Genomic DNA, 20,274 nt, shown 5'->3' with positions numbered 1-20,274 from the left:
TCAGCCGGATTAGCGGCAGCGTGCGCCGCCGCGATCGATCTCGCGGCCAAGGACTGCGCCGAGTGCACCGCCAAGCAGGGTGCCAACTGTACGATCACCGCGTGTGTCGATAGCGCGGCCAAGCAGCGCGCCGCCAGCGGCACCGATGATCAGACCTGTCGTGCCATTGCCGCGTTCGCAGTAATAACGACCATCGCGGCCTTGCCACACTCGGTCACCACGGCGCGCGCGGCGCGGTTCGATATAGCGACCCCGGCGATCATAGGCATGATCACGGTCGTCATAGCGATCGTAGCTATCGTAATAGCGGTCCTTGCCGCGGCGACCGTACGCACGTGCGTGGGGCGGCGGGTCTTTCGCCATATCCGCCGTCGACGTGCCGGCAATGCTGAAAGTGGGTGCAGCTATCGCTGGTGCGATCTCTGCGGCTTGTGCGGGAGCAGCGACAGTGGAAAGTGCGGCTGCGGAAACCAGTGCTGTAAGAATCTTCATGATCGAGTGCCTTTCCCTTGATTGGGTAAACACCATTTGGTTCAGGTAAGGCGAACCTAAGATGAACGGCTTGTTGGGAATCCCATCGCGTGGTCGAGCCGTTGAAAACGTGCGACGAGATGAAATTTCAGGCCATTTTGGATTTGGCGCGATCGCGCAGTTTCGGCGCGAGGCGGGGGAGCGCCGAGAGCTCTTTCAGATCCTCATTGCTGGCCTTTCCTGCAACCAGCGCGGCGAATGTGCGTGCAACCGTCCATTGCTCATGCCCGATTTCAACTCGCTCGAGGATATCGCCAGCCTCGGTCTCCCCGATTTCGATCACCCGGAAATACCAACCGCAGCGTCCCGAACCGATGATTGTTGCCACCATCCCCTTCGATGTGGTCACTGAGCCGAAGCGATGCTCGATCTTCCAGCACGGCTGGCGCGGTTGGCTGATTTCGAGCAGCGCTGTCCCGAGCCGGAAGCGGTCACCAATATGGACAACGCCTTCGGTTAGGCCGTTAACGGCCAGGTTCGATCCAAATGCACCTGGCTCATCCAGCAAATCGATGGTCCCGAGTTGCTCGCGCCAGAATGCGTGATGATCGAGCGGATAGAGATGAACCGCCATTTCCGGTCCGCCGTGAACGCGGCGATCGGCCTGCTCGTCTGGCGCAAACCCGTCTTCGAGGATTTGCACCACACCCTCACGCGGACGTTTGGTTATCGCGCTGGTTTCCGCGCCGTTGAAGGGGCGGGCTGTGCCTGTGCAAATCGCGGTGACGGTGCGCTTCATGATTTCCTTACGGTAAGGGCAAACCAGTCCCGCATCGTCCCGTCCGATCCTTTGCCGGGGAAGATTTCCTCCTCCAAGGTGGAGAAATTCGCGTCTTCGTATTGAGCCCTGATCCATTCGGCATCGGGAAAGTTGTGCAGCCGGCCCAGCAGGTCTCGGCCTTCTCCGTCACCCAGCTTGAAGCTTGCGTAGTGTATCCCGCCGGGTCTCAGCGAACGATGGATAAGCGCGAGGATACCGGGCAGCTCGCTTCGCGGGCAGTGCAGCAGGCAGGCATGCGCCCATACTGCATCATAGGCTTCGCTGGCGTCCAACTCATCGAAGCGCATCAGCCGTGCGCCTACATCGTGCCGCTCATTGGCCTTGGCAACCATCGCCGGGATGCCGTCGGTCGCATCGAGGTCGAAACCGCGTTCGATTATTCGTGCCGCATCGCGTCCCGCGCCGCAGCCAAGTTCCAGAACCCTGGCATCGATGCTCACCTTGTCGAGAAACGCATCGAGGTGCCGGCTGTGACTGATTGCGGTGCTCAGTGAAAAATGCGGCGCCTGGCTTTCATAGAAGTCGTAGGTCGCCGGATCGATGGTCATGCGCCGGTTGCTGCCGCTGCCTCGCGGTCGCGCTCGGCCCGGCTCTTTTTCTGCGCCGAGGTCTTGAGCTGTCCGCACGCCGCATCGATGTCGCGTCCGCGCGGTGTCCTGACCGGGGCACTGATGCCACCTTCGAAAACGATGTTTGAGAAACTCCTGATCCGGTCAGGGTCCGAGCACTCATATTCCGCGCCGGGCCATGGATTGAACGGGATCAGGTTGACCTTGGCAGGCAGCTCATACTGCTTGAGCAAGCGGACAAGCTCGCGCGCATCGTCGTCGCTGTCGTTCTTGTCCTTCAGCATCACGTATTCGAACGTTATGCGGCGTGCGTTGGAGGCCTTGGGATAATCGGCGCACGCCTGAAGCAGCTCGTCTATCCCGTATTTCCGATTGAGCGGAACGATCTCATCGCGGACAGGCTTTGTCACCGCGTGCAGGCTGATGGCGAGATTTACGCCGATTTCCTCGCTGCACCGCTCCATCATCGGCACAACGCCGCTGGTCGAAAGCGTGATACGGCGCTTCGACAGGGCGAGCCCGTCGCCGTCCATCACCAGCTTCATCGCATCGCGGACATTGTCGAAATTGTAGAGCGGCTCGCCCATGCCCATCAAAACGATGTTGGTGAGCAGGCGGTACCGTCGGCGGTATAGTGGCCCGTATCTTCGGAGTCCTCGAGCCCGTCCATGCGGCCCTTGGGCCATTCGCCGAGCGCATCGCGCGCAAGCATGACCTGACCGACGATTTCACCCGGGGTCAGGTTGCGCACCAGCCGCATCGTGCCGGTATGGCAGAAGGTGCAATTGAGCGTACATCCAACCTGGCTCGAGATGCAAAGCGTTCCGCGATCGGCATCGGGAATGAACACCATCTCGAAATCGTGACCATCGGCGGTCTGAAGCAGCCATTTGCGCGTTCCGTCATTCGAATGCTGAGCCTCGACCACGTCCGGGCGGCCAATGACAAAGCGCTCAGTCAGCCACGGGCGCATGGTCTTGGCGATGTCGGTCATCGCCTCGAAATCGGTGACGCCGCGGTGATACAGCCAGTGATAGACCTGCTTCGCGCGCAGCTTGGCCTGTCTGGCATCGAGGCCAGCGTCTGCAAACAATTCGCGGATGCGCGATTTCGACAAGCCAATCAGGTCGATACGGCCATCGGCGCGCGGCGTGATGTCACGCGCGACGGGGACGGGATCCACCTGACCGGGGATCGACATGAGTTCAGTATCTGCCATGATTTAGCGGGCATATAATGCGCCGCAGCCGATTTGACCAGTCAGCCGATGCGCGAACAGCCGACCACTGCCGCGTCCATTGCGGTCGCGACGCCTGACAGGTCATAGCGATCGGTGTAGCCGCGCACGTTCACGCGCATCGAATTGGCCGAGCGCAGGGCGGCGACAATCGCCGCGTCCATCTGCCGGTCTTCGGCCCACGCATTGCGGCCTTGCGCCACCAGGTTGAAACTGGCGCGGTCGACGCGGAGGCGAACGCGCCCGCTTGCAGGTGCCTCGCGAGATAACCGCAAATGCACCTGGTTGCGGATGTTCTGGCGCGGCCATGTCGCGATTGTCGCGTACGCGATGCCCGTGTCCCGGTTGTTGGCCTTGGTTATCGCATAGCAGCGCTGCGCATCATCATCGCGAAACGCGGCCCAGTCGGAATAGACGCCGAGGCTGTCTTTCGCAGACGTCGGCGCGGCGAGCGCAGCAAGCGCAATGAGTGGGGCCAGTTTACGCATAGTCGATTGCCATCACTTCCCACTCCTTTGCTCCGCCGGGAAGCCTTACGACGCGCAAATCCCCGACGCAGGCGCCTTTAAGAGCTTTCGCCATGGGAGAATTCCAGCCGATCCGCCCTTCGCTCGCATCCTGTTCGTCATCTCCGACGAGCAATAGGGTCTTGCGCTCATCATCTTCGCCCGCAAGTTCCACGCGCGCGCCAAAGAAAACGCGCGTCCGGTCCGGCTGGTTCGCTGGATCGACCACTCGCAGCGCCTTCATCCTTCGCGCGAGATAGCCGAGTTCGCGGTCTATTTCGCGCATCCGCTTGCGGCCATAAAGGTAGTCGCCATTTTCACTGCGGTCGCCGTTGCCGGCTGCCCAGCTTACGATCTCGACGATTTCGGGCCGCTCCTTGCCGAGCAGGTGGTCATAGCGCGCTTTCAGCGCAGCCATGCCCTTTGGCGTGATGGGAGGGCCGGGCTTGCTTGCCATCTATTACTGTCAGGGGAGGAATGTATCGACCGTACGCGGCAAGCCTGCCTCGTCCGGGTACATGTGCGAATAGCTTACCGCATTCCCGATCACGCGCATGATGTAATAGCGCGTTTCGAAATTTGCGGGGATCTTCTCGACCCAGGTTACCCAATCGATCTCGCCCTTGCGCGGATCGCCGTTCAAGCGCAGCCACTGGTTTACGCGGCCAGGACCGGCGTTGTAGGCGCCCACGGCGAGCGGATAAGCGCCGCCGTAATAATTCATCATCCGAGCGAAATACGCATCTCCGAGACGGATATTGTAGCTCGGCGATTCGATCAGGTTCGCCGACATGTACTGGACGCCCAGCTTGCCCGCCTGTTCGCGCGCAGTTCCCGGCATCAACTGCATGACACCGCGCGCGCCCGCATGGCTCACCCTGAAGCGGTCAAACTCGCTTTCCTGACGGCTGATCGCATGAACCATCGTCCAGTCGTTGACGCGCGGCACATCGACGATGGGAAAGCCAACCCGCTCGAACCCGACGATCCCGTTCGCGCCTGCTTCCATACCGACGACGACGGCCATCTCTTCAAGCCCGGTCTCGGCCGCGAGATTGTTCACGAGCAGCAATTCCTCGGGCGTCTCCGCGCTTTCGCCGATCGCCTGGAAGAACCGGCGCTCGGTCCGCCAATCGCGGCGGTTGGAAGCGATGGTGCGGATTGCCTTGACCAGCGGGTCCTGCTCGAATTCGGCCCGCGTGGCGGCATCAACCTGGAGCGGAGGCAGCGCCTTGAATTCGGGCATCGGTTTGCCCATCGCGCCGAGTGCCAGCTGGCCGTAATAGTAATGCGGATAGGCGGCCGCCATTTCGAAATAGTTGACCGCCTCGGCCTCCATTCCGGCCTGCCGCGCTGCGCGGCCCGCCCAGTAGAAACCTTTCGCCCGTGTCAGCGGAGTGCGCGCTGCTTTGCCGTATCGCTCGAACATCGGGGCTGCACGTGCGCCATCCCGCAGGCGCCAAAGAGCATTGGTACCGCCCATCCACATCAGGTCGGTGTAGCGGTCGCGCAAGCGGAATGAACCTTGAGAGATATCTTGTCCCGGCTCGAACAGGTCGTCGATCTTGCTCGCAATGCGAACCGTGTCCGAAGCGCTGGCGGCCTTGGCGACCGCGAGAATATCGCCGAGCATCTCCTCAGCATCTACTGCGGGTGCGGAGAATGTCTGGCGATTGGCAAGTAGCTGGATCGCAGCGTTCGTCTCACGCTTTGCGCGGTAATAATTGAGCAGGTTGAACACATATCCCGCATTGCGCATCGCATTGGCAGGGATCGTGAGACCCGCTTCCATCGGCGTCGATCCGCGGATTAGCGCGAGCCGCGCCATCGCCATTTGCCGATCGCTTTGGGAGATATTGATTAACTGCCGGGTCGCTGCCTCTGCATTGCTCTGCCACAGCAGCGCATCCATGCGCGCCGCATGATCTTCATCGGTGAACTGCGAACCGAAAAGTCCGATCAGATACACTTCCGACGGATCGCTCATCGTCCCGCCGCGCCAAGCAGAGCGAGCGATTTCAAGCGCCTCTGGCCGCTGCGCACCACTGAGGGCCAACGCATAGCGCGCGCGCCCGGCATTGGTAAGAGGCGGTTGCGCATCGAAGAAACTGAGGATTTGCGACTGCGAAGGAGCCTCTTCGTCCAGCCGATTCTCTGCCCTGATCCGCAGGATATTGGAGCGAGGGAACTCCGGATAGGCGAGCACGAACCCGGCATAATCGCTGAAGCTTCGCTCATCGTCGGCCTGCAATCGCTCCCATCTGGCAATCGCAGCATCGATCTGCACCGGCTGCTGGGCAACGAGATTGGCGCTGCGCGCATCGCTGCTCATTTGCGCAGAAACGGGAGCTGTGAATGCCGCAAAACTGGTTGTCAGGATTGCGGCAAGGGCGAAGGGGGAGGAATGCAAATTGAAGGCCATGCTGGACATCGTGCGGGTCGGCTCCTTATCAGGCGCTTAACAAGGGGCTCGTCGATAATGAAAGTGCCCCGTTTTGTAAGAATATTGGTTCACACAGGAAGATAAACAATGTTCAGCGGATCAATTCCCGCTCTGGCGACTCCTTTTCGCGACGGATCGTTCGACGAGGCGACCTTTCGGAAACTCGTTGACTGGCAGATAGAGCAAGGCAGCGCCGGTTTGGTTCCCTGCGGCACAACCGGTGAGGCATCGACGCTCTCCAATGCCGAGCATCACCGTGTGATCGAAGTGTGTATCGAACAGGCGGCGGGGCGCGTTCCGGTCATCGCCGGGTGCGGCAGCAACGACACGATGAATGCAGCCCTGCACATGAACTTCGCAAAGAAGGCCGGCGCATCTGCCGGACTTTGCGTGGCGCCATATTACAATCGGCCTAGCCAGGACGGACTGATGGCGCATTTCAGCTATCTCGCCGAAAACTGCGAGCTGCCTATTGTCCTTTATAATGTGCCGAGCCGGACCGTGACCGATATCGAAGACGACACGGTCGTCGCTCTGGTGAAGAAATTTCCGGACCGCATCATCGCAATCAAGGACGCCAGCGGTGATCTGTCCCGCGTGGCGGACCACCGCATGGGCATCGGGCGCGAATTTTGTCAGCTATCGGGCAATGACGAGTTGTGGCTTCCTCATGCAGCGGCGGGGGGCAAGGGTGCCATCTCCGTGACTGCCAATGTCGCCCCGGCTCTGTGCGCGGAGTTTCACGCAGCAATTGCGGCCAATGATCTGGCAAAGGCGCGCGAGCTCAACGACCGCCTGTTCCCGCTGCATTACGCGATGTTCTCGGATGCTTCACCCGGCCCGGTGAAATACGCGCTCAGCCGCGTTCACGAAGGCTTCGAGCCGGATGTGCGCCTGCCGATCACCAATGCCAGTGAAGCCTCGCGCAAGGCTGTGGACGAGGCCTTGGTCCACGCCGGGTTGATCGACGACTAGATTACCTCATCTTCGTCGAGCAATACTTCGGCAAAACCTTCTGGTTCGCTGGCAAGGATTGCCTCGGTTATTCCTTCGATCCGCGCGCCGACGCGTTCGGGGTTGGCGATGCTGGCGATATGGAACAGCGCATCACCCTGATGCACGACCGGAAGGGTAGCGTGGCCAATCACGATCCCGTCGATCGGCGCGTAGACGCCTTCGGGATCTTCACCGAACAAGCCGGCAACCGTTGCGAGCAGGTCGCCAGTGTGCACCGGATCGCCAGATGTCTTTGCCATATGTGCGACCCCGCCGCGAGCCGAGCGGACCCATTGTGTTTTGTTGGCGCGGGCGGGGATGCCGACTTCAGCCAGACCGTCATCTGCCTCGATCATGCCGAGATGCGCGAGCACGCGCAGGACGCCAGCGGTGCCGGTTTCGATCGAGAGATCGTCGAAACGAAGCGCTTCGCCCGCTTCGAGCAGGATCATCTCGACGCCCTCTTCTTTTGCGAGCGCTCGCAGCGAGCCATCGCGCAAGGGGCTTTCGATGATCACCGGCGCGCCGAAAGCCATGGCGAGCTCGACCAACTGCTTATTGCCCGCCGCGATCCGGACTTGTGGCAGATTGTAGCGATGAACGGCGGCAGAGTGGATATCGATACCGAGCGAGCACTTGCTCACGACTTCACTGAAAAACACGTGTGCCAGCTGTCCTGCTAACGAGCCGTTGGCAAAACCCGGGAATGACCGGTTGAGATCACGGCGGTCGGGCAGGTAGCGCGTGTGGCTGATGAAACCGAAGATGTTGGTGACCGGAACCAGCATGACCGTGCCGCAGAGCTTCTCCGGATCGATCTCGCGCGCGATACGCTGGATGATCGCGGTCCCGATAATCTCGTCACCATGAATAGCGCCGCTCACGAATATGGCCGGACCGGGCTTCGATCCGTGAAAGACTCTGATGGCGAGGTGGGAGTTGTAGCCCGTCGCCATCGTGGTCACCGGTATCGAAATGTCTTGCACAGTAGCGGGTGCGACCTCGCGCCCGGCGATATGGAATGAAGCCGATACCGGTTCATGCATTAGATATACTCCATCGACGCCGCAACTTTAGCGCGTCGGCATTCATCTACACCGATCCCGATGACCCGGTCGAGCCAATAACTCTGTCCGGCGCGGTCTCAGTCCGGCGGATTGTGTCGTTCGACGAAGCTCACTGCGGATTCGAGCATAAGCTCGCGAGTCTTCGAAAGCGAAAGCCAATGATCTTCGCCTTCGAGCGTTACCATCACGTGCGGCTTGCCGTGATCTTTAAGCTTGTCGGCCATCTTCACCGAGTGGCTGAATGGTACGACAACATCGTCTTTGCCGTGGATCAGCATGATAGGCGCACTAGCGCGTTCTGCGGCGCGCAGCGGCGAAACGTCGTCCCAGCCATCGCGCGGGCCGAGCTGCTCTAGAAGAGCGACCTTGGTCGTGCGGTCGTTGCCCGTCGCGCGGTAATCCTGCTGATACATGTCCTTGATGTCGCTCACCGGCGCCACGGCCACAGCGCAGCGATAGATGTCCTGCTGCAAGGTCACGCCTGCCAATGCGGCATAGCCGCCATAGCTGGCCCCGACGATACAGGCGCGTTTCGGATCGATCACACCGGTTTCGGCAAGGGCAGCCAAGCCGTCGGACTTGTCGGTCTGCATCTTTCGGCCCCATTCCCCATAGCCTGCCAGGCGAAAGGACTGGTTACGGTTTGTAGAGCCGCGAAAATTCGGTTGAAAAACCGCGTATCCGCGCGATGCGAATGCTTGTGCCCACCAGTCGAACGAAGCCGTATCGTGGCTATGCGGTCCGCCGTGTGGAAGCACTATGACGGGCAAGTTTTTGGCCTCGCGACCCGGCGGCAAGGTGAGGATGCCGTCCATCTCCATTCCGTCGCTTGCAGTATATTCGAATGTGGAAATCGGACCGACCCGTTCCGGGCCGATTGCCATTCTTTCATAAGCGAAAGCGTTGGCTCTGCCATTGGCAAGGTCGACCGCAAACCATGAGCCGCTGTCGAGATTGCCGCTGGTGCGCGCGATGACATGCTGCAAGTCGCTGGTCCAGTCGGCAAGACGGACCCTGAGATCACCGAATGCTCCGCGCGCGGCGGCAGCGGATTTTTCGTGATTCTTGTCTTGAAAGACGGGACGCGGTTCGTCGCCTCCCTCGAGGTATCCCATCAGGTGGCCGGTCGTATCGTCGAAAAACAGCCGATCGACATCGGTATCATCGAGGAATGGCTGGGGCTCGCCTCCTGCCAACGGGATTTCGTACCAGCGCGTCCCTTTCTGTTCGCGCTGCCCATAGATGACGCTCGTTCCATCGTAACCCAGTCCGACGAGCCAGACGCGGCTCGCCGCTTTCCTCACCTTCGGCGATAATTGCTTTGTCCATCCCGCGCAGCCGCCACTTGCCATTGCTATCGTCTACATCAAGTTCGGCTGCGACATTGCCACTGGCGTCGATCAGCCAGTCATTGTCGTGCCCCGGGCGGGCAGCTGTTGCTATTCGCTTGTGTGACATGTCCTGCAAGTCGACTCGGTAGAGATACGGCCTTCCGTGCTTGAATTTGTAATCCATGCGCCCACTTCGCTCGAGCTCGATCGCGCCGTAATATCCGTAATACCGCCCATCGATCTTGCGAATTCCGTAATCGCCGACGATCGCATCGATCAGGTTGCGTGTATTGCCGAAGATCAATCCACCTTCGGCCTCCGGAGCCATGGGCAGGACACGGTACGATATAGAACTCGGCCTTGTCGGTGGTAAAATTGTAGCCGAGATCTTCGGTCTGGCTTGATACGAGCAGCAAGCGCTCATCACCAATCCACTGGAGATAGCGGATCTTCATGTCACCGACTTCCACCGTCCGGATCGCCTTCGTCTGATCCTCGATCGTGACAATTACCCGCTTGCCCTTGATCGTGGTGAGAAGTGCGATTCGCCGTCCGCTTGGCGAAAGCACCGCCTTTTCGACATCGGGAAGTTTGCCGTATTCGGAGATTGGGAGCGGCTCTGGCGCCTGCGCGGAAATGGCAGGCGCAAACAGAGATGAGGCCGCGAGTGCGGCGACAAATAACAAACGCATGAAATGTGGACCCCGTTAAATATACGCTTTTGAATAGCTTGCGATGATGCACATCATCACCAGACCTTGACCAAAATCAAGCTCGTAGATGCACAGGACTTTGCGAAACTACAAACAACGCCTATCTGGCGCCCACCATGGTAAAGCCCAAACCCAAAGCGTTCGACAAGCAGAAGACCGTCGCGGAAAATCGCCGCGCCAGGTTCGATTATCATATCGAAGACAAATTCGAGGCTGGGCTTGCGCTGCAGGGGACGGAAGTGAAGGCTCTGCGTGCAGGCGAGGCGACCATCACGGAAAGCTATGCCGAGGTGAAGGACGGCGAGGTCTGGCTGATCAATTCCAATATCCCGGAATACAGCCACGGCAATCGCCAGAACCACGAACCGCGCCGTCCGCGCAAGCTGCTCTTGAATTCACGCGAGATCGGTAAACTGTTCGGCGCGGTCGAGCGCAAGGGTATGACCCTGGTGCCGCTCTCTGTGTACTTCAATTCGCAGGGCCGGGCGAAAGTCGAGCTGGCTTTGGCCAAAGGCAAGCAGGCCCATGACAAGCGTGCGACGATCAAGGAGCGCGACTGGAAACGAGACAAGGCCAGGTTGATCAGGGATCGCGGCTGAGACGCGCGGTACGCTCCAGCAAGAATTTGCGTCAATTCACAGACTGGTCACACCGCCAATGCTACCCATATGGACATTCATGGAAGCTGGCCTGCCCCTTGACGACAACCGCTTGCCTTTGCGCAGAGCGAAGCGCAGAGGCGGCAGCTCGTTATGACTCAGCATCGCTCCAGAAAACCTCGTAGGAAGACGTGGGCTGCGGACCTTATCCGCAAGTACATGCCGACACGCGAGCAGATGGCGCGCAACAAATATCTTGCTCCGATTGGTCACCGGTTCCTGTCGCCGGAACTGTGGCGCTTTACGCGTCGCTCGGTCCCGCGCGGAGTGGCGCTCGGCCTGTTTTCCGCTTTTATCATCCCGATCGGCCAGATTTTCCTTGCCGCATTCCTTGCTTTGCCATCGCGCGCCAATGTGCCGCTGGCTGCGTTGGTGACCTTCGTGACCAATCCATTCACGATCCCTGTATGGGTGGTCGTTGCAAACCGCGTCGGCGGCTTTGTATTGCAGATCGATGCGGCGACCTCGGGTTACGCCAATGAACAGCTTGAAAGCGGTGCTTGGAGCTGGCTGTCGGAGTTTTTCGAACTGGCCGGCGTCACTGCATTCGGTTTCATCGTGCTGGCAGTCCTTTCCGCTGCCGCGGGTTACCTCGTTTCGAGCGCGGTGTGGCGCGTCATCATTACTCGCCGCCGGGCAAAACGTCTGAAACGCATGGAAGCCCGGCTCGACCAGAGGCTCAATGCGAATTAAGGGCTGATCACGCAAACGCCATCAGGGACAAGGCTCGCTTGAAAAGCTTCACCGACATGCAATTGGGACACACTTCCGGCGCCGAGGGTGGTCTGGCGGGAAGCAGCCCCTTGCTGATTGGCGGATTGGTCGCGGCTGTCATTGTCAGCGCCGCGCTGCTGTTCGCTGTGACTGCCAACGGTCTGGTCACACTTGCGTTTGCGTTGGGTCTTGCCGTGCTGCTCGCCGGCGTGTTCGCCTTCGACCGAATGCGCGCCGAACCAGAGGCGATGACGATTGCCGCGCCGGACTGGTCGGTAACTCTCGCCGCGATCGAGGGTGCGGGCGGCGACAGCGGCGCCGTTGCAATTACAGATCGCGCCAACCGGCTGGTCTGCGCCAATACGCAATTCATTGCGGCATTCGGTATCGGCAGCGCGCCGCCGTCGCTTCCTCTCGAGCGCCCTGAACTCGAAGCAATGACACGGCTCGCGCGGGAAGCTTGGCGCGACGGGACCGGGGCGTTGGAAGAACTTCAGACTGCCTCGACCACCGAAAAATGGAAGGTGTCAGTCACGCGCGCGGGCCGTTCCGACGACCACCTTATCTGGCGTTTCACCAGACTGGCTGGCGAAGCATCCAAGACATTGGATGATCTCGACCTGTCCGGACCATTTGGCAAGATGCTGAGCCGCGCGGGCATCGAGACCGCAATCACCACAGCGACCGGCATGGTGCGGTCGGTAAGCTCCGGTTTCGCAGAGCGTGCGGCGGGCGATCCTTCGGCAACCCTTGTCGGTCAGGATTTCGTGTCCTTCCTGCGCTCCGACGACCGCGACCGGATTTACTTTGCGCGAGAGGGCCGTGGTGGGACGCCGCAAACGCTTGTCGATGTGCCGTTGCAGGACCCGGTGACAGCGCGCGATGCAGGACCGGACTCAGGTGCGACGCTGATGCTAATGATCGATAGCGGCGTCGGCATCGGCAGCGGCTGGGATGGCTCTTCGCAGGCTGGCGTTGCGCAGCTCGATGCATTGCTGGCGCAATTGCCGCTTGGCCTCGCCATGACTGACCGCGATGGGCGGTTCCTGTTCGCCAATGACGCTTTTCTGCGTTCGGTCGACCGCGAAGGCCGCGGTTTGCCAGCATTTCCTACCGACCTTGCCGTGCGCGAGGACAAGGCGGCTTTGTCGGATGCAGTGCGCAGGCATGGCCGAGGCCCCGCGACTAGCGGCGATATGGCCGTTCGCCTGGTTGCACAGCCCGAGGAGCCGGTTTCGATCGGGCTCGCCGGAGTGCGCGGCCTAGGTGAGGCGGCGGTGTTGATCAGCCTCGCCGATTCGAGCGAGGAAAACCAGCTCAAGCGGCAGGTTGCCCAAGCCACGAAAATGCAGGCTGTTGGCCAGCTCGCAGGCGGCGTCGCGCACGATTTCAACAATGTGCTGACCGCGATTATCGGCACCTGCGACCTGATGCTCCTTCGTCACACTCCCGGCGACAGCGATTACGATGATATCCAGCAGATCAGGGCGAATTCGAGATCGCGCCGCATCTCTGACCCGGCAATTACTGGCATTCTCGCGCCAGCAGACGCTGCGCCCGGAAATCCTGCAATTGCCCGATGTGGTCAGCGAAGTAGGCCCGCTCATCAAGCGGCTGCTAGGAGAGAAGATCACTTATTACGTCCAGCACGACCGCGACCTTGGCCCGGTCCGCGCAGATCCCCAGCAGCTTGAGCAGGTCATCATGAACCTCGCCGTGAATGCGCGCGATGCGATCCAGTCGAGCGGCAGCGGGGCGGGGCGGATATCACTCCTGACGCGCAGTATCGAGGCGAAGGAAGTGATGCGGCTTGGCTCGGAAATCCTGCCGACAGCCGATTACACCGTGCTGATTGTTCAGGACACAGGCGGCGGCATCCCGCAGAAGGTTCTGCCGAAACTGTTCGAACCGTTCTTCACGACCAAGGAACAGGGCAAGGGAACAGGCCTCGGCCTGTCCACCGCATATGGGATCGTCAAGCAGTCGGGCGGCTTTATTTTTGCCGACAATGTCGCCGATGGGTCGGGCAAAACGGTTGGCGCGCGGTTCACCGTCTATTTTCCGGTCCACCGCGGCGAAGCGCCCAAGCGGCGCGAGGTTCCCGCACCGGTCTCATCGGACTGGTCGGCGGGAGGCAAGATCCTGCTGGTGGAGGACGAAGACATGGTCCGTGCCGTGGCGGAACGGGCGCTCGCGCGCGCCGGCTACGAAGTCACCGCCTGTCCCGGCGGTGAGGAAGGGCTCGAAGCCATCGAGGAGGGCGGCGAATTCGACCTCGTGGTCAGCGATGTCGTGATGCCAGGCATGGACGGGCCGGCGATGGTGCGGGAGATTCGCGTCCTGCTGCCCGAAATGCCGGTCCTGTTCATGTCGGGCTATGCCGAGGAGCAGCTGCGCAGCGAGATCGACATCGACAACATGCACTTCATCGCCAAGCCGTTCAGCGTGAAGCAGATCGGTGAAAAGGTTGGCGGCGTCTTGCGGGCAACCAACCCGAAGGCAGATTAGCCTCACTCGCAGGAATCGCCTCGATGCGGCGCCGTTCAAAAAAGTTTTGTTCCACTCTTGTTCTATGAGAACAAATGCGATACATGCTATTCCAACAAGGGGGCGGTCGATAATTCCTGATCGCATCTAGGCAAGTGAAGGAGAGCGTGCGATGGCTACTAATCTCAAGCTGGTAGAGAAGGAAAAAGACGTGGACCGTCAAAAGGCGCTCGACGCCGCACTTGCTCAAATCGATCGGGCATTCGGCAAGGGTTCGGCAATGAAGCTGGGCTCAAAAGAAGCAATGGAGGTCGAGTCTATTTCGACCGGGTCGCTGGGGCTGGATATCGCCCTTGGCATTGGCGGCCTGCCAAAAGGCCGCGTTGTAGAAGTTTATGGGCCGGAAAGCTCGGGCAAGACGACCTTGGCACTGCATGTCATTGCCGAGGCGCAGAAGGCTGGCGGCACCGCTGCGTTCGTCGACGCCGAACATGCGCTTGATCCGGTATACGCTCGCAAACTGGGCGTGGACATCGATGAACTGATCGTCTCGCAGCCCGACACGGGCGAACAGGCACTCGAAATTACCGACACTCTCGTGCGTTCGAACGCGATTGACGTGTTGGTGGTCGACTCGGTCGCGGCACTTGTCCCCCGTGCTGAAATCGAAGGTGAGATGGGCGACGCCCATGTCGGCCTTCAGGCGCGACTGATGTCCCAATCGCTGCGCAAGCTGACCGGGTCGATCAACCGTTCCAAATGCATGGTGATCTTCATCAACCAGCTGCGCATGAAGATCGGCGTGATGTACGGCAATCCAGAGACGACGACGGGTGGCAACGCTCTCAAGTTCTATGCTTCGGTTCGTCTCGACATTCGCCGTACCGGCCAGATCAAGGACCGTGATGAAGTGGTTGGAAACTCAACCCGCGTCAAAGTGGTCAAGAACAAGGTTGCGCCGCCGTTCAAGCAGGTCGAATTCGACATCATGTACGGCGAAGGTATTTCGAAGATCGGCGAGATCCTCGATCTTGGCGTCAAGGCCGGGATCGTCGAAAAGTCGGGTAGCTGGTATTCCTACGACAGCGTCCGCATCGGCCAAGGCCGCGAGAACGCCAAGGTCTACCTCAAGGAAAATCCAGAAGTTTGCGACCGGTTGGAAGCCGCCATTCGCGGCCGCACCGACGAGGTTGCCGAGGAGATGATGACGGGACCGGACGCGGAGTAACGGTATCTGACCCTCAAGCGGGCTGAAGCTGCGATCGCTGCAGCGCCCGGAAAACCGGATAGCCGGCGCGCTACGGACCTCACGTTCGTAGGCAGCGCCGGCTTTTCTGTGCCTCGCCGAAGGTTCGCCATCATCGCGCAGCGCCAGTCAAGGTGGCCCAGGAACGCGCCGAGGTGTATCCAGCCGAGCCATATGTGAAAACTCACCCATCGCCGCACCACAATTTGGCGACACGATTCGGATCTATAATCGGGACGGTTTTATCCGCTTGTCGCCTGCCGCTGCATTGCTTAATTGCGCTCTATGACTTCCAGTGGCTTCACCTCGACCAACGACATTCGCCGATCCTTCCTCGATTTCTTCGGGGGGCAAGATCACGCGCAGGTGCCCAGCGCGCCGCTGGTGCCGTATAATGACCCGACGCTCATGTTCGTTAACGCGGGCATGGTGCCATTCAAGAACGCCTTTACCGGCCTGGAAACGCCGCCCGCCCCGCGCGCGGTGTCGTCCCAGAAATGTGTGCGTGCAGGCGGCAAGCACAACGATCTCGACAATGTCGGTTACACGGCGCGCCATCACACGTTCTTTGAAATGCTCGGCAATTTCTCGTTCGGCGACTATTTCAAAGAGCAGGCGATCGAAAACGCGTGGAACCTTCTGACGAAGGAATGGGGCCTGCCGGCAGACAGGCTGACCGCGACGATCTATCACACCGATGATGAGGCGTTCGATCTCTGGCGCAAGATATCGGGCCTGCCCCAGGACCGCATCATCCGCATCGCGACCAACGACAACTTCTGGTCGATGGGCGAAACCGGGCCGTGCGGCCCGTGCTCCGAAATCTTTTATGATCACGGTGAGCACATCGAAGGAGGGCCTCCCGGAAGCCCGAACGAAGATGGCGATCGCTTCGTCGAAATCTGGAACCTGGTGTTCATGCAGTTCGATCAAAAGGAAGACGGGACACGCCGCGATCTTCCTCATCCTTCGATCGACACGGGCATGGGGCTCGAGCGCGTTGCTGCGGTGATGCAGGGCGTGCACGATAATTACGATACAGACACATTCAGGACTTTGATCACGGCATCTGAGCAAATGACCGATGTGAAAGCCGAGGGCGCGCAAGCAGCCAGCCACCGGGTCATTGCCGATCACCTGCGATCCACGAGTTTCCTGATGGCTGACGGTGTCCTGCCATCTAATGAGGGGCGCGGTTATGTCCTTCGCAGGATCATGCGCCGCGCCATGCGCCATGCCCACCTGCTCGGCGCGGGCGAGCCGTTGATGCACCGCCTCGTACCAAGTCTCGTTTCCGAAATGGGGTTGGCCTATCCGGAACTCGCGCGCGGTCAGGCGCTGATCGAGGAAGTGCTCGAACGCGAGGAAACGCAGTTCCGACGGACGCTCGATAAAGGGCTGAAACTGCTCGATGAAGCAACGGGCGAAATGGAAGAGGGCGGGGAGCTTGATGGCGAGACCGCATTCAAGCTTTACGACACTTTCGGCTTTCCATACGACCTGACCGAAGATGCGCTGCGCGCGCGCGGAATCGGAGTTGATCGCGGCGGCTTTGATGCAGCCATGACCCGGCAGAAAGAGGCTGCGCGGGCGGCGTGGAAAGGCTCTGGTGAAGCGGCTTCAGGCGAGATCTGGTTCGACATTGCCGAGCGCGAAGGAGCAAGCGAGTTTACGGGATACGCGGCCACATCAGGCGAGGGCAGTGTTGTCGCCATCGTCAAGGACGGCGCGGAGGTGCAAACAGCGTCTGCAGGCGACGACGTGGTTATCTTGACCAATCAGACCCCGTTCTACGGAGAGAGCGGCGGTCAGACGGGTGACACGGGCTCGATCAAGACACCCGCTGGTTTTGCAGCGACTGTGAGCGATACGAGCAAACCGCTTGGCCGCTTGCGCGCTCACCATGCCCACGTTTCAAAAGGCGAAGTGTCGGTTGGCGACACCGTTCACCTCGAAGTCGATACCGATCGCCGGAGCCAAATTCGCGCAAACCATTCGGCGACGCATCTCGTTCATGCGGCGCTGCGCAACCAGCTTGGCGGTCATGTGACCCAGAAAGGATCACTGGTTGCTGAGGACCGTCTGCGGTTCGACTTTTCCCATCCCAAGGCATTGTCCCACAGCGACATTGCGGCGATCGAAGCAGAGGTGAATGCCGAAATCCGCGCAAACGAACCGGTGTCGACGCGTCTGATGAGCCCCGATGACGCGGTCGAAGCGGGGGCGCTTGCGCTGTTCGGTGAAAAGTATGGCGATGAAGTTCGGGTGCTTTCTATGGGACGTGCGAGCGAAGGCGGGAAAAACTACTCGGTCGAGCTCTGCGGCGGAACGCATGTGAAAGCGACTGGCGATATCGGAATCTTTCGCATCGTATCGGAGAGCGCCGTCTCTTCCGGTGTCCGCCGGATCGAGGCGTTGACCGGCGAGGCAGCGCGCGAATGGTTGGTGGAACGCGAAGACGCCTTGAAGGCCGCGGCCAGCGCAATTCGCGCGACACCCGAGGAAGTGCCCGAGCGTGTCTCCGCGCTTCTCGCCGAGCGCAAGCGGCTCGAAAGGGAGCTTGCTGACGCAAAGAAAGCTCTGGCTCTCGGAGATGGTGGAGATGGTTCAAGCGCCTCCGCCGCAAGCGACGAGGAAATCGGCGGGGTAAAGTTCAGCGCTCAGGTGATCGAGGGACTTAGCCCGAAGGAACTGCGCCCGCTGCTCGATGAAGCGAAGAAGCGGCTAGGGTCGGGCATCGCGGCGATTATCGCGGTCAATGACGGCAAAGCGAGTATCGCGGCTGCCGTGACCGACGATCTTACCGACCAATTTAGCGCGGTTGAGTTAGTCCGCACCGGCGTCGAAGCGCTGGGCGGTAAAGGCGGCGGCGGTCGCCCGGACATGGCTCAAGGTGGCGGACCTGACGGCAGCAAGGCCGACGAGGCCATTGCTGCGATCAAGGCTGCGCTAGAGAGCTGATTTTACGCGTCAGGGGTTTCCTTGGTCACCCCGTCGCTGCCCTGTGGCACATCGTTACCGTCGGTGTCGCCGGGCTGGCCGCGACCGCTCGAAGTGGGTGCCTGATCCTTGAGCGGTCCCTTGACGTTCTGCGGCTTGAATTTCTCGTCGTTCGGAATGGGTTTGGTCGGATCGATATTATCGGCCATTTCGGTTCTCCTTTCCCCTTCAACGCATTAGCGCTCGAAAAGGTTCGAGAAATCGATCAATGCCGCTTGGCTTCGATCGGTCAGCTAAGAGGACCGCAGCTTAGGTTTCTCGGATAATCCGCCATCTCGCTCAAGCTGTTCGCGGAATTCATCGCGCTTTTCGTGGATCGAGGCGATCACCGGCCCCATCGCGACACCGATATCGACCAGCACCGCTTCGGAGAGCTGTAGCGAGCTTTCGAGATTTTCCGGCACGGCGTGGGTGGCCCCCGCACGGTAGAGCGATGCGGCATGATCCGTGTCGCGCGCACGGGCGACAATGAGGAGGTCCGGATGCTCACCGCGAAGTTTCGAAACAAGGCGCTGTGCGAGCACCGGCTCGTCCATTGTCAGCACCAGCGCCGGCGCTTGTTCGATGCCGAGGCGGTCGAGCGAGTCTCCCCGCGCTGCATCCCCGAACACGGCCCGGTATCCGCCGCGTCTTGCCCGATCGATGATGTCAGGGTCGGAATCGAGCAGGACATAGGCCTGTTCGTGCGCAGTCATCATATCTGCAACAAGTCTCCCGACGCGGCCTCCGCCAATGATGATGGTTCGAGCTTCCTCCTGGTCTTCCTCGGGCAGTTCCGGCGCAGCTTCGACCCGGCGTGCGATGGACCTGCCGAGTTTTGCAAGCAGCGGTGTCACGGTCAGCCCGATAGCGGTGACGATCTGCCAGAACTGCGCTGTCTCGGTGTCGATCACGAGGGCGCTGGTAGCTGCGGCGAGCACGATGAGTGTCGTTTCGCTCGGGCTGGCCATCAATACACCCGTTTCCGCCGCAGTGCTGCGCCGCGCGCCCATCATCCGCAGCAGCGACCCGGTGACGACGGCCTTGAACACGAGCGCGCCGACCACTGCCAGAGCAATGGTGGTCCAGTCGGCTATGATCGACAGGATGTTGATGCTCATCCCGATGGTGATCAGGAAGATACCGAGCGCGAGGCCCTTGAACGGCTCCATGATGCTCTCGACTTCGGTGTGATACTCGGTCTCGGCGATGAGCAGGCCGGCAATGAGCGCGCCCACGATCGGCGACAGGCCGGTCGCTGCGGTCGCGAGGCTGGCCCCGATGACCACCAGCAAGGATGCTGCGAGAAACAGCTCCGGGCTCTTCGTTCGGGCGGCTTGAGAAAACAACCGGGGCAAGGCGAAGCGGCCCAGGACCAGCAGGAGCAGGATGACGAGGCCGCCTTGCCACAATGTATCGGTGATCGCCGTCCAGCCTTCGCCGTCCGCATTCGGAGCGAGCGCGCCGAGGATGAAGATGATCGGGACGATCATGATATCCTCGAACAGCAGCATGGATAGTGCGGCCCGCCCCACTGGTGATTTCGTGCCGGAGATCGGCAGCACGATCGCGGTCGAGGAGAAAGCGAGCGCGAAGCCCAGCGCGACTGCGGCGGTCGTCTCCATGCCGCTGTAATAGCCGAAAAATGCCGCGGAGATGCTGCCGATGATCAGCAGCTCGAGCGAGCCGAGACCGAACACCAACCTGCGCAATTGCCACAGGCGGTTGAATGACAGTTCAAGCCCGATGGCGAACAGCAGCAGGATGATCCCGAAATCCGCGAAGGGTTGCAATCGTTCGGGGTCCGAGATCGTGACGTATTGCAGCCACGGAATTTCGTTGACCAATGTGCCGAGGCCAAACGGACCCACCAGCACTCCGATCAGAATAAAGCCGATAATCGGGGTGATCCGGAAACGGGCGAATACCGGTATCACGATGCCTGCCGCGCCGAGGATCACGAGCGCGTCCTGCATCACCGGGGACATTGAGAGTTCGCCTGCCATTGTTGGGGC

20 protein-coding genes are annotated in these 20,274 nt (G+C 60.4%); 7 read left to right on the top strand and 13 right to left on the bottom strand.

The window, feature by feature from the left end; translation table 11 throughout:
- Nucleotides 1-9 precede the first annotated feature (9 nt).
- The 8 genes from AC0L39_RS10700 to AC0L39_RS10665 all read right to left on the bottom strand — a co-directional run bounded on the left by AC0L39_RS10700 (nucleotide 10) and on the right by AC0L39_RS10665 (nucleotide 6,055).
- The gene (locus AC0L39_RS10700; protein WP_473257765.1) at nucleotides 10-492 is read right to left on the bottom strand and encodes a glycine zipper 2TM domain-containing protein; all 483 of its coding nucleotides are present in this window, start codon (nucleotides 490-492) and stop codon (nucleotides 10-12) included.
- Nucleotides 493-619: 127 nt separating this feature from the next.
- Nucleotides 620-1,270 (bottom strand): MOSC domain-containing protein, encoded by a 651-nt coding sequence (locus tag AC0L39_RS10695; protein ID WP_473257763.1) that lies wholly within the window; start codon nucleotides 1,268-1,270, stop codon nucleotides 620-622.
- Nucleotides 1,267-1,860 carry a class I SAM-dependent methyltransferase gene (locus AC0L39_RS10690; RefSeq protein ID WP_473257761.1) on the bottom strand — a complete coding sequence of 198 codons (594 nt, stop codon included), beginning with the start codon at nucleotides 1,858-1,860 and terminating at the stop codon, nucleotides 1,267-1,269. The genes AC0L39_RS10695 and AC0L39_RS10690 overlap by 4 nt, the downstream gene beginning before the upstream one ends.
- Nucleotides 1,857-2,567 (bottom strand): 23S rRNA (adenine(2503)-C(2))-methyltransferase RlmN, encoded by a 711-nt coding sequence (rlmN, locus tag AC0L39_RS10685; protein ID WP_473257759.1) that lies wholly within the window; start codon nucleotides 2,565-2,567, stop codon nucleotides 1,857-1,859. The genes AC0L39_RS10690 and rlmN overlap by 4 nt, the downstream gene beginning before the upstream one ends.
- Complete coding sequence (locus tag AC0L39_RS10680) at nucleotides 2,474-3,100, bottom strand: hypothetical protein (RefSeq protein WP_473257758.1); 627 nt, start codon at nucleotides 3,098-3,100, stop codon at nucleotides 2,474-2,476. The genes rlmN and AC0L39_RS10680 overlap by 94 nt, the downstream gene beginning before the upstream one ends.
- Nucleotides 3,101-3,141: 41 nt before the next feature.
- Nucleotides 3,142-3,606 carry a hypothetical protein gene (locus AC0L39_RS10675; protein ID WP_473257757.1) on the bottom strand — a complete coding sequence of 155 codons (465 nt, stop codon included), beginning with the start codon at nucleotides 3,604-3,606 and terminating at the stop codon, nucleotides 3,142-3,144.
- Nucleotides 3,599-4,081, bottom strand: a complete 483-nt coding sequence (gene greB / locus AC0L39_RS10670) for a transcription elongation factor GreB (RefSeq protein WP_473257756.1) — start codon at nucleotides 4,079-4,081, stop codon at nucleotides 3,599-3,601. The genes AC0L39_RS10675 and greB overlap by 8 nt, the downstream gene beginning before the upstream one ends.
- A gap of 9 nt (nucleotides 4,082-4,090) precedes the next feature.
- Nucleotides 4,091-6,055, bottom strand: coding sequence for a lytic transglycosylase domain-containing protein (locus AC0L39_RS10665; protein WP_473257754.1), 1,965 nt, complete (start codon nucleotides 6,053-6,055; stop codon nucleotides 4,091-4,093).
- Nucleotides 6,056-6,154: 99 nt separating this feature from the next.
- On the opposite strand from AC0L39_RS10665, the gene dapA reads away from it, so the two are divergent.
- Nucleotides 6,155-7,042 (top strand): 4-hydroxy-tetrahydrodipicolinate synthase, encoded by an 888-nt coding sequence (dapA, locus tag AC0L39_RS10660; RefSeq protein WP_473257753.1) that lies wholly within the window; start codon nucleotides 6,155-6,157, stop codon nucleotides 7,040-7,042.
- On the opposite strand, the gene AC0L39_RS10655 is transcribed toward dapA, so the two are convergent.
- From AC0L39_RS10655 to AC0L39_RS10645, 3 genes are all read right to left on the bottom strand, one after another.
- Nucleotides 7,039-8,109 (bottom strand): succinylglutamate desuccinylase/aspartoacylase family protein, encoded by a 1,071-nt coding sequence (locus AC0L39_RS10655; protein ID WP_473257751.1) that lies wholly within the window; start codon nucleotides 8,107-8,109, stop codon nucleotides 7,039-7,041. The genes dapA and AC0L39_RS10655 overlap by 4 nt on opposite strands.
- Nucleotides 8,110-8,207: 98 nt before the next feature.
- Nucleotides 8,208-9,434 (bottom strand): alpha/beta hydrolase family protein, encoded by a 1,227-nt coding sequence (locus AC0L39_RS10650; protein ID WP_473257750.1) that lies wholly within the window; start codon nucleotides 9,432-9,434, stop codon nucleotides 8,208-8,210.
- A 104-nt stretch (nucleotides 9,435-9,538) separates the two neighbouring features.
- Nucleotides 9,539-10,153 carry a hypothetical protein gene (locus AC0L39_RS10645; RefSeq protein WP_473257749.1) on the bottom strand — a complete coding sequence of 205 codons (615 nt, stop codon included), beginning with the start codon at nucleotides 10,151-10,153 and terminating at the stop codon, nucleotides 9,539-9,541.
- 137 nt (nucleotides 10,154-10,290) lie between these two features.
- Between AC0L39_RS10645 and smpB the strand changes: the two genes are divergently transcribed.
- From smpB to alaS, 6 genes are all read left to right on the top strand, one after another.
- Entirely contained in the window at nucleotides 10,291-10,773 is a 483-nt protein-coding gene (smpB, locus tag AC0L39_RS10640) for an SsrA-binding protein SmpB (protein WP_473257747.1), read from the top strand.
- 237 nt (nucleotides 10,774-11,010) lie between these two features.
- Complete coding sequence (locus AC0L39_RS10635) at nucleotides 11,011-11,526, top strand: DUF2062 domain-containing protein (RefSeq protein WP_473257746.1); 516 nt, start codon at nucleotides 11,011-11,013, stop codon at nucleotides 11,524-11,526.
- Between the two features lie 38 nt (nucleotides 11,527-11,564).
- A complete protein-coding gene (locus AC0L39_RS10630) occupies nucleotides 11,565-13,241 on the top strand; it encodes a PAS domain-containing protein (protein WP_473257744.1) in 1,677 nt (558 codons plus the stop codon).
- On the top strand, nucleotides 13,129-14,055 hold the full coding sequence (locus tag AC0L39_RS10625) for a response regulator (protein WP_473262355.1): 927 nt from the start codon (nucleotides 13,129-13,131) through the stop codon (nucleotides 14,053-14,055). The genes AC0L39_RS10630 and AC0L39_RS10625 overlap by 113 nt, the downstream gene beginning before the upstream one ends.
- A gap of 151 nt (nucleotides 14,056-14,206) precedes the next feature.
- A complete protein-coding gene (gene recA, locus AC0L39_RS10620; protein WP_473257742.1) occupies nucleotides 14,207-15,262 on the top strand; it encodes a recombinase RecA in 1,056 nt (351 codons plus the stop codon).
- A gap of 303 nt (nucleotides 15,263-15,565) precedes the next feature.
- The gene (gene alaS / locus AC0L39_RS10615; protein WP_473257741.1) at nucleotides 15,566-18,241 is read left to right on the top strand and encodes an alanine--tRNA ligase; all 2,676 of its coding nucleotides are present in this window, start codon (nucleotides 15,566-15,568) and stop codon (nucleotides 18,239-18,241) included.
- Nucleotides 18,242-18,243: 2 nt separating this feature from the next.
- Here the strand turns inward: alaS and AC0L39_RS10610 are convergent, their stop codons facing one another.
- Both AC0L39_RS10610 and AC0L39_RS10605 read right to left on the bottom strand, forming a co-directional pair.
- Entirely contained in the window at nucleotides 18,244-18,429 is a 186-nt protein-coding gene (locus tag AC0L39_RS10610) for a hypothetical protein (protein WP_473257739.1), read from the bottom strand.
- Between the two features lie 84 nt (nucleotides 18,430-18,513).
- Nucleotides 18,514-20,265, bottom strand: coding sequence for a cation:proton antiporter domain-containing protein (locus tag AC0L39_RS10605; protein ID WP_473257737.1), 1,752 nt, complete (start codon nucleotides 20,263-20,265; stop codon nucleotides 18,514-18,516).
- Between the last annotated feature and the right edge of the window lie 9 nt (nucleotides 20,266-20,274).

The sequence above is a fragment of the Erythrobacter sp. K21-9 genome (assembly GCF_055808355.1).
Note: the sequence above shows the minus strand (reverse complement) of the source record. Positions and strands in the feature narration are given on the sequence as shown.